The organism is Litoribacter ruber (assembly GCF_018500185.1).
Lineage (GTDB): Bacteria > Bacteroidota > Bacteroidia > Cytophagales > Cyclobacteriaceae > Litoribacter > Litoribacter ruber.
This window is the reverse complement of the sequence record NZ_JAHBGI010000009.1, coordinates 167,713-176,462: the sequence shown is the minus strand read 5'-3', so window position 1 is coordinate 176,462 and position 8,750 is coordinate 167,713. Positions and strand designations below refer to the sequence as shown.

Annotated in this window: 10 protein-coding genes and 1 rRNA gene; 2 read left to right on the top strand and 9 right to left on the bottom strand. The window is 44.1% G+C overall.

Features of this window, described 5'->3' with window-relative positions:
• The 8 genes from KIH41_RS13465 to rpmH form a co-directional block, all read right to left on the bottom strand.
• Positions 1-191, bottom strand: a 16S ribosomal RNA gene (locus KIH41_RS13465); the annotation flags it as partial.
• Positions 192-971: 780 nt separating this feature from the next.
• Positions 972-1,094 (bottom strand): hypothetical protein, encoded by a 123-nt coding sequence (locus KIH41_RS18225; protein ID WP_262897966.1) that lies wholly within the window; start codon positions 1,092-1,094, stop codon positions 972-974.
• Between the two features lie 159 nt (positions 1,095-1,253).
• Entirely contained in the window at positions 1,254-1,757 is a 504-nt protein-coding gene (locus tag KIH41_RS13460) for a DUF2480 family protein (RefSeq protein WP_214162711.1), read from the bottom strand.
• Positions 1,754-2,443, bottom strand: a complete 690-nt coding sequence (tsaB, locus tag KIH41_RS13455) for a tRNA (adenosine(37)-N6)-threonylcarbamoyltransferase complex dimerization subunit type 1 TsaB (protein WP_214162710.1) — start codon at positions 2,441-2,443, stop codon at positions 1,754-1,756. Before tsaB ends, KIH41_RS13460 begins: the two co-directional genes overlap by 4 nt.
• A complete protein-coding gene (locus KIH41_RS13450; RefSeq protein ID WP_213944643.1) occupies positions 2,434-3,252 on the bottom strand; it encodes a sulfite exporter TauE/SafE family protein in 819 nt (272 codons plus the stop codon). Before KIH41_RS13450 ends, tsaB begins: the two co-directional genes overlap by 10 nt.
• 3 nt (positions 3,253-3,255) lie before the next feature.
• Positions 3,256-4,917 (bottom strand): S41 family peptidase, encoded by a 1,662-nt coding sequence (locus tag KIH41_RS13445; protein WP_214162709.1) that lies wholly within the window; start codon positions 4,915-4,917, stop codon positions 3,256-3,258.
• Positions 4,918-4,929: 12 nt separating this feature from the next.
• Positions 4,930-5,301, bottom strand: coding sequence for a ribonuclease P protein component (rnpA, locus tag KIH41_RS13440; protein WP_214162708.1), 372 nt, complete (start codon positions 5,299-5,301; stop codon positions 4,930-4,932).
• A 45-nt stretch (positions 5,302-5,346) separates the two neighbouring features.
• Positions 5,347-5,505, bottom strand: a complete 159-nt coding sequence (rpmH, locus tag KIH41_RS13435; protein WP_143959674.1) for a 50S ribosomal protein L34 — start codon at positions 5,503-5,505, stop codon at positions 5,347-5,349.
• A 138-nt stretch (positions 5,506-5,643) separates the two neighbouring features.
• Between rpmH and KIH41_RS13430 the strand changes: the two genes are divergently transcribed.
• Both KIH41_RS13430 and KIH41_RS13425 read left to right on the top strand, forming a co-directional pair.
• Positions 5,644-7,314 (top strand): M61 family metallopeptidase, encoded by a 1,671-nt coding sequence (locus tag KIH41_RS13430; RefSeq protein WP_214162707.1) that lies wholly within the window; start codon positions 5,644-5,646, stop codon positions 7,312-7,314.
• Positions 7,315-7,398: 84 nt separating this feature from the next.
• Positions 7,399-7,842: a DoxX family protein gene (locus KIH41_RS13425; protein WP_213944639.1), complete on the top strand. Its 444-nt coding sequence runs from the start codon at positions 7,399-7,401 to the stop codon at positions 7,840-7,842.
• 121 nt (positions 7,843-7,963) lie between these two features.
• Here KIH41_RS13425 and KIH41_RS13420 read toward each other — a convergent pair whose 3' ends face one another.
• Positions 7,964-8,668 (bottom strand): LolA-like protein, encoded by a 705-nt coding sequence (locus tag KIH41_RS13420; protein WP_214162706.1) that lies wholly within the window; start codon positions 8,666-8,668, stop codon positions 7,964-7,966.
• Positions 8,669-8,750: the final 82 nt, after the last annotated feature.

Genomic DNA, 8,750 nt, shown 5'->3' with positions numbered 1-8,750 from the left:
GCGGTTCCATGTTGCCATGGGGTATTAATTTCCGTTTCCGGAAGCTATCCCCCTGTAAAAGGTAGGTTGCATACGCGTTACGCACCCGTGCGCCACTCTCATTATCAGCAAGCTGATAAATCCCGTTCGACTTGCATGTATTAGGCCTGCCGCTAGCGTTCATCCTGAGCCAGGATCAAACTCTCCATAGTAAAGTATTTTGCGATGGTCTTAACCCATCTTGTTTCTTGCTAGGATTTCAAGCACATTGCTTGGCTATTTGTCGTATTGTCTTACACTACTTCAATGAACTTTCTTCTCGTTTTGAGAATAGTCGAAAACCTTTGTTTCCGAAAGCGAGTGCAAATATCGGGAGACTTTTTTTAATCTCCAACAATCATTTCGAAAAAATTTTTAAAACTTTATTTCGATAATTGTCGATATCCGCATTTCAATTTTGTCCGCCCTGACCGTTTATCAGCGCTTTCCCCGATTGGGAATGCAAACATAGGGAGCTTTTTTAAATCTACCAAACAGGCCTAGGAGATTTTTTACAATTTTCTTTTAACAGGCTGTTTTGATGGGGTTTAAAATTGTACTAGGTACGAAGTACTATGTACTAAGACTTCCAGCATCAGAGGTTGGCTGGTAGCCGCTTTTATGTTATGAAGTCATCCGGTGTATTTATTCTCGTAGCCCTCCCTCGAGCTGCGCTCTTCGGATGGGGTATCAATCTAGCAATTGTTCATTATTCGACATTCGGCGTTCATCATTCATTATTCAACCAAACGTGACTGACACGTAAACCTTTTCGAACTTCGTACTTCCGATGGGGTACCAGGTACCACGTACCAAGTACCTTCACCATCGGATGCTGTTTCCTGCCATACTGAGGTGGTGAGATTAGCCAGTGTTTTTACTTTCGCGACCCTCCCTCGAGCTGCGCTCTTCGGATGGGATATCAGTCTAACCAGAGCTTACTTCATTATTCATCATTCATCATTCATCATTCGACATTCATCATTGCATCCCGTGACTGACACATAAACCTTTTCGTACTTCATGCTTACGGTAGTACCAAGTTCAATGTACCATGTACCAAGTACCTTCACCATCGGGTGCTGTTTCCTGTCATTTTGAGGCGGTGAGATTATACAGTGTTTTCACTTTCGCGACCCTCCTTCAGAGCTGCGCTCTTCAGATGGGGTATGTTGGGAGGGAAAATTTACATACGTAAAACTTAGTACCTAGTACCTAGTACATAGTACAACAATCTACCTTCTCTTATAAAGCGGAACAGTACTACACGGCTCCCCGTACATAATGGACTTGGCAACGGGCTTGAGCTTACGCACCACTTCCCCATAGGCAAACAAAGGTACGGGCAAATCCCCGCAGCCTTTTACCACCACAGGCCGGCCTTCAAAATCTGAGGGGTTCAGTTTTTGTAAGGCCTCCTGATAAAGAAATTGCTCCAAAGCCTCTTCATTGCCCAAAACAACGGTTTTGGCCACTCCTTCCAAATAGGTGGACACCAACATAAATGCCCAAGTAGGCACAATGGCGTCTACCGAACAAAAAACAGCTACATGCTTATCCCTAAATTGCTCCCAGTCCAACTCCTTCAAAGCCTTTCTGAAATCCAATTCCTTTAATACCAACTCTTGAAAAAGATACCCTTTCAGATCAAACACGCTTCGTTCTCCTGAAGTATAGTATTCTTCCAGATCAACGGTGATGATCGGACTATTGGCTACTCTATTTACAATCTCACTCATGATAACAAAGGGTTTTTCTTGGATTTGATAACCCTAAACTCTTTTAGGTAGTTCGGCTCAAAGTAAGCTAAGTCAACAAAATCCTTTTTTTCAAATTTACCAAACGCTATCTGCCCCACACTTTCTGCAGAATTGACCAAAGGGATAAATCTTGCATTCTCATGCCTGATCACATTAGCAACCTTCTCCACAGCGTCTCCTATAAAAAGGACAGGGCCATTTTGCAAATCCTCACCAAAGCTATCCTCATCCACCACCACAGGGGCCAAAGGTGTGAGCTCCTCCATGCCATGGTTTAAGGTCTTGCAATACACTTCCATCCTACGGGCGTCCATCATGGGAATAGCCCTAGACCCGGCAGGCATGAAATCTTTCACCCTCAAAGCCAAGGCATCCAAGGTATCCACACCTATCAATGGCAAATTATGAGCATATGCAAAACCTTTGGCAGTAGAAACCCCAATCCTCAACCCTGTATAACTCCCAGGCCCGGCAGATACCGCAATGGCATCCAGGTCGGCAGTGGCCACTCCCACTCTTTGCATCAGACTGTCGATACTGGGCATGAGTTTTTGCGAATGCACATTGTCTTGATGCAGTTCAAGCAACCCCAAAAGTTTTCCTTCTCGATGCAGTGCAACTGAACAGACCGAAATGGCTGTTTCAATCGATAAAATCAATCCCATAACATACTTATTAATTCAATCCCCTTATCCACAATAATCATCCCCACAAAAATAGCAAAAACCAACTTCAATGTTTTAGAGGACATCCTCAGGGAGGTCATCACACCAATCGGCGCCGCTAGCATTACCCCAAGGGAAAGGGAAATGGCTATAGGCATCACGATATACCCATAATTATAATAGTCGATATCATACATGGGGGTGGTGTTCATGTTATAAATGACATTGGCCCCAGTCGAAATCAAGATCATGCCTATAGATATGGACTTGGCTTTTTTGACGTCAAACCTGAAGTAGTTGTTGAGCATGGGGATCACCACGGTGCCGCCGCCCAGCCCCGAAAGGGAAGAAACCGCCCCCGCTAAAGAGCCTGACACTATAAGAGGATTGCGTTTGGTTTTGCCCTGGCTGCCTTCCTTGTCTTTGATTATAAAAGACCTGATCAGCAGAAATCCCAAAAACACAATCAGAAATACGTTGAAAATCGTTTTGGAATAATAAGGGGTGTTAACCACATATTCCAAAAACAGGATGGAGGCTACTGCTCCGGATATCCCAATATACAGCACTTCCCTCAGGTAAAATGTCTTGGTACGCACATGGGTGATGTTACCCGATAGACTGGCAAAAAAAGTCCCAAAAAGAGAGTTGGCAATGGTGTACTGCACAATCTCCGACTCGGGCACCCCTATCTCTAAAAGCGCAAAAGGAAGAACGATGATAAACACCATTCCTCCTCCTATGCCCAGCAGACCTGCTATAAATCCCCCTGCCAATCCGGCAAGAAACAATAAGAACTGGTCTACCATGAATTATTTTTTCTTCCCAGGCTTCAAGATCATTGCAAATTGATTTTGATCACCCAATACTGTCAAAGATTTCTTGATCTCTTCATCTCTATCCAAGGAAGCTTCTACTACCCCCTCTTGATAGTAATACCTGGTAATAATCTCATCCTTGAGCGCATCTTTGATCTCATCCTTGAATGTGATAAGATCCTGCTCTTTGTTATGCCCCACACTTTTCTTTAATTGGGCTATTTCATCTTGGATTTCCTCAAAATATTTTTCTTTCTCAGCGTATTTTTCAAGATCAGCAATCGTCTTTTCTACTCTGGTAGTATAATCGTATTCCTTATCCTGAAGCCACTCCACAAACTCTTCATAAAGTTCATCCGACACCTTGAATTTCCTTGGGCCGGGAATTTCTTCGTTCTGCCTGCTGAATTTATTGGCAAAGTCGAAAATCAAACCTCTTGCCACCAAGCTGAATGTAATAGGTGCGTAAGTTCTGGAATCTACTGACTGGTCAGGCTCGATACCTGCGCCATCAAGAACGATTCGGCCACCTTTTGTTTTAAACTCATTTCTCAAGGAATCCGGAATAGATCTACCCTGCCCCTCTTCATCTTTGTTGCTATAATCAATGGCCTGAATCAATCGACCACTTGGAATGTAATATTTGGCTGTCGTTAGCTTTACTTGTGAATTGTAGGACAATGGCACCGTGCTTTGCACAAGACCTTTGCCGAAGGTTTTTCTGCCTACGAGTACCGCCCTATCATAATCCTGAAGCGCACCCGCCACAATTTCAGATGCCGAAGCACTTCTCTCATTGATCAATACCACCAATGGGATATCCTTATCCACTGGGGCTTTTTCGGTTTTGTAAACTGCATTTACACTTTGAAGCTTCCCTTTGGTGCTTACCACCTCACGGCCTTTTGGAATAAAGAGGTTCACTACCTCCACGGCTTCTTTCAGAATCCCGCCTGGATTGTCCCTCACATCCAACACCAACTTCTGGGCACCTTGGGATTTCAGATCCACAAGTGCTTTACGCACATCAGCGGCAGCATTGGTGGTAAAATCCGTCAATTTAATATAACCGGTCTGCTCATCAATCATCCCGTAATAAGGAACGTTGCTGATTACAATCTTCTTTCTGGTCAGTTCCACGGCCAGGGTATCCTCACCCCTTTTTACCTTTACCTTCAAATTCGTATTGGCTGGCCCTTTTAGGAGTTTGGAAATCTCAGCGGTCTCATATTCGCGCACATCGATGGAATCCACCTTCAATAGCTCATCCCCAATCCTCAACCCTGCCTCTTGAGCAGGAAAGCCTTTATAAGGCATCAGTATCATATTGGTTCCGGTACGGTTACCAATCAGGGCGCCCACCCCCCCATATTCGCCAGTGGTCATCATCCTAAAGTCGTCCGAATTTTCCTCCGGAATGTATTCGGTATATGGATCCAGCTCCTCCAGCATGGCATTGATACCAATGGTCACCAACTCCTCCGGGTCAATATCATCCACGTAGTAGGAGTCAAGCTCACGTACCAGGGAGGCGAAAATGTCCAGGTTTTTGGCGATGGCAAAAAGCTTATCATTCTTGGTTACAAATGAAAAAAGTGTTCCGCTGCCCAGCAGGACAACCAGAAAGAGTACAAGAATTTTACGGTTTTTTAACATAATTAGAGGATACTAAGGTGTTTCTGTATGGGCAATTTTGGTTAAAATCTTCATGATTTTGGGCTGTATATCCTGAAAGGATTGCAGCTCATGTGACACATAGATCAAGGCTATGTTCCTTTTCTTATCGGGTTCAACGGCATCTAGAAGGTGTTTGTTGAGCCTATAGGCTTCTTTCATCCTTCTTTTCACATGGTTGCGATGCACGGCCTTTCTGATTTTCCTTTTAGAAACAGAGAAAAGTACCTGATTAGTTTCACTGTCGCCAGCCTCTAAAAATAACACCTTAAATGGATATAAAAAAAAAGAGGAACCTTTATCAAAAAGTTCCTTTATTGACTTTTTAGAATGGAGTCTCTCATTCTTAGAAAGTTTATAATTCATAGTACATCAGTTACCGTATCAGCTACGAGTACATGCATCAATGAATTACTTCTTCAATGTCTTTTCAGAAGATACGGTTAACTTATGTCTTCCTTTAGCTCTTCTAGATCTCAATACTCTTCTACCGTTAGCAGTAGACATTCTTTCTCTGAAACCGTGCTTGTTTCTTCTTTTTCTGCGGGAAGGCTGAAACGTTCTTTTCATGATATAAAGCTTTTAATATATTTCTTTCCTATAATTTCCTCAGGGGCTTCCCCCTAAAAAGGACTGCAAAGATAGATAGGATTTTTTGATTTACAAATCAGTGGCTTACTTTTGTTTATCACCTAAGCACAAAACCAAATGCAATATTATATAAAAAGAAACAATATCCTTTCCCAGTATTTACAAATTCTTCTGAAACTGGACTGTCTACAGGGAGAAAAGGTTTCGCTTCAATTGCCAGCTTGGCGACCAGGACGCTATGAACTCGCCCATTATGCCCAAAAAATCAAGGGCTTCAAAGTTTCCCAGGAGGGAAAAATCACGCCATCCCTAAAGGAAACCAAAGACCTCTTTACCTTCACAGCAGCCTCAACCGGGATTTGCGAAATCGAATATGAATTCCACGCCAATCAAATGGATGCTGGCGGCAGCTGGTCTGATGACGAGCAGCTTTATTTGAATTTTATCAACTTTGTCTTTGAGGCAAAAGGCCGGGAAAATGAACCCATAAAGGTAACTTTGGACCTCCCCGGAGACTTCAAGACAGCCACCGCACTGCCCAAAATTGATAAACACACCTTTGAGGCTACTGATTTCCAGCATTTGGTGGACAGCCCCTTATTTGCCTCGACTACCTTGAAACATGATAGTTATAATGTTGATGGCAAAACTTTCCATTTATGGTTTCAGGGAGAGGTTCATTTCGATGTGGAAAAACTAAAATCAGACTTCAAAGCCTTCACCACGGCCCAAATGAATGGCTTTGGTGATTTCCCTGCCCGTGAATATCATTTCCTTATCCAATTGCTTCCGTATAAACATTATCATGGTGTGGAGCACCAGTATAGCACCGTGATCACCATAGGTCCGGCTGAGGAGCTTGGCGACAAAAAGCTTTACGATGAACTCATGGGGGTGAGCTCCCATGAGCTTTACCATTTTTGGAATGTCTGTAGAATCAGGCCTAAGGAGATCCTACCCTATGACTTCTCCAAAGAGGCTTACATCAAAACCGGTGTAGTGGCTGAGGGCGTGACCACCTACATGGGCGATTATTACCTGCTACAGTCAGGCTACTTTAGTTTGGAAAACTACCTGGAGATATTGCAGAAACAGCTCGACAGGGAATTTGAAAGCTTTGGCTGGCAGTCCATGTCGATTACGGATTCAAGCTTTGACCTCTGGCTGGACGGGTACAAGGCAGGCATTCCTGACCGCAAGGTCTCTATTTACAATCGGGGCGCCTTGATTTCACTCACCCTAGACTTAATGCTTCTGGACCAACAAAGCTCCCTTCAAGAGGTGATGAATAACATGTGGCAAAAATATGGCGATTTGAAAAAGGGTTACCTTTTGGAGGATTATCAACAGATCATTGCCGGCCACCTTGGGGAAAAAGAAACTGAGCAATTCTTCTCCAAATATATCAAGGGCACCCAGGATATCAGAGAAGTATTGTTTGCCCAGTTAGGAACCTTGGGATTGGAGGTCAAAGCCGTCCCTAGAGCCAACCGACTCGAAGCGGCTTTTGGTATCATTACTAATGAAGAGGGGATAATAACCAAAATCCACCCCCACGGCCCCAATACAGATCATGTAATGCAAATGGACCGGATAGTGGAAATCAACGGACAGCCCTTCACGAGCGATATTTCCTTGGAAGCTGATCGTCTTGATCTTAAAATTAACCGCTATGGCCGCATCCTTAACATCCGCATCCATGCTTCCGCCGAGCCCCTTTATCTTTCTCACAGGATTGACATTTCAGCTGAAAACCCAAAAAGAACCGCATGGGTCAGACAAAGCTAAACCACTGATGAACAGCTCATAACCATGGTTTTGTTGGTAAATTTTCGTATATTAAGTGGTAGGAATTATAAAAACAAGAACGCCATGGGATACGCAAGCAGAATTGAGCATTGGGCGGACACACATCATCCGGTATGGATAGATTATCTCCGCGTGGTTTTGGGGCTGTTCATCTTCTTCAAAGGAGTCATGTTTATCGGCAATACCGAAAGACTCATGGATATGATGACAGGTATTGATATAGGGTTTTTCAACATGGCTTTGGCCCACTATGTGGCTTTTGCCCATTTGGTGGGAGGCTTGCTGATAGCGATGGGGTTACTTACACGGTTTGCGATAGTGTTTCAGCTACCGATCCTCTTTTTCGCAGTGTTCTTTGTCAACATCCAGCAGGGGTTCCTATCGGTATCCAACAACTTGGAGTTTGAACTTTCCCTGATCACTTTCATCCTGTTGATCGTGTACCTTATCTATGGGTCAGGCAAGTTTAGCGTGGATGAGTTTATGAGGAAGCATCCGCATTATTGATGTACTAGGTACTAAGTACTATGTACTATGTGAAAAACCGCGGAGGCGCAGAGGGCACAGAGAAATTAATTAAATCTCTGCGTCTTCTACGCCTCTTTGCGGTTAATTTATTTTTCTGTCCTTATTCAAAATCATCTTCCGACAACTCTGTGTTGAACTCAATGGATTCAACGTTGGCGGTGATGGCTTCTGGGACCATGGGGGATTTTACGCGCATTTCAACGGGGTACATGATGCCGTCGATCTCATCGTAGGTCAGGTATTCCGTATTACCGGAAGTTGGGTTTTCGTTTCTCAACTTCAGACCGCTCTCCACACTGTAGAAGTTGGTTTGGGATACGCCATTCTGGTTTTTCACTACGATTTTGTAAGCCTCCTCATCGTTTACCGTTTCCTTGCCTTCATAAGACAATTCGTACCCATTGGTGCCATACCTGAGTTCAGGGAAAGCGCTCATGTTCATTTTGGCCTCCTGGTATTGCTCATCGGTAAGTTCTTGGGTTTGCCCCATCATGAGCACCTTGGCCTTGCCGTCTTTGAGGGTGATGTTACTGGCTTCGTTGCCCATCACCAAGACGCGCTGGTTCATGCGCTCATTTTCCTCATCATGGATGAAGTACATATTCATCACCATTCCCTGAAATTCCGTTACCATTTCGATTTTGGCATTTCGGATTTCCTCCAGCTTGGCTTTTCCGCCTATAGCTTCCAGGTAGTTTTCGATCACCTCTTCAGCAGTTGGATCATTGTCCTGCTGCCCGGCGAAAGCAAGGTTGCTGGCCAAAAAAGCCAGCATCACAAGCATGTTTGTTGTTAGTTTTTTCATGTTTTCTTTTTTGGACGGAAGACGGGAGACGGGAGACGGAAAGTTCTCGCGTTCGGTCTTCCGTCTCCGGTCTTCCGTCTTC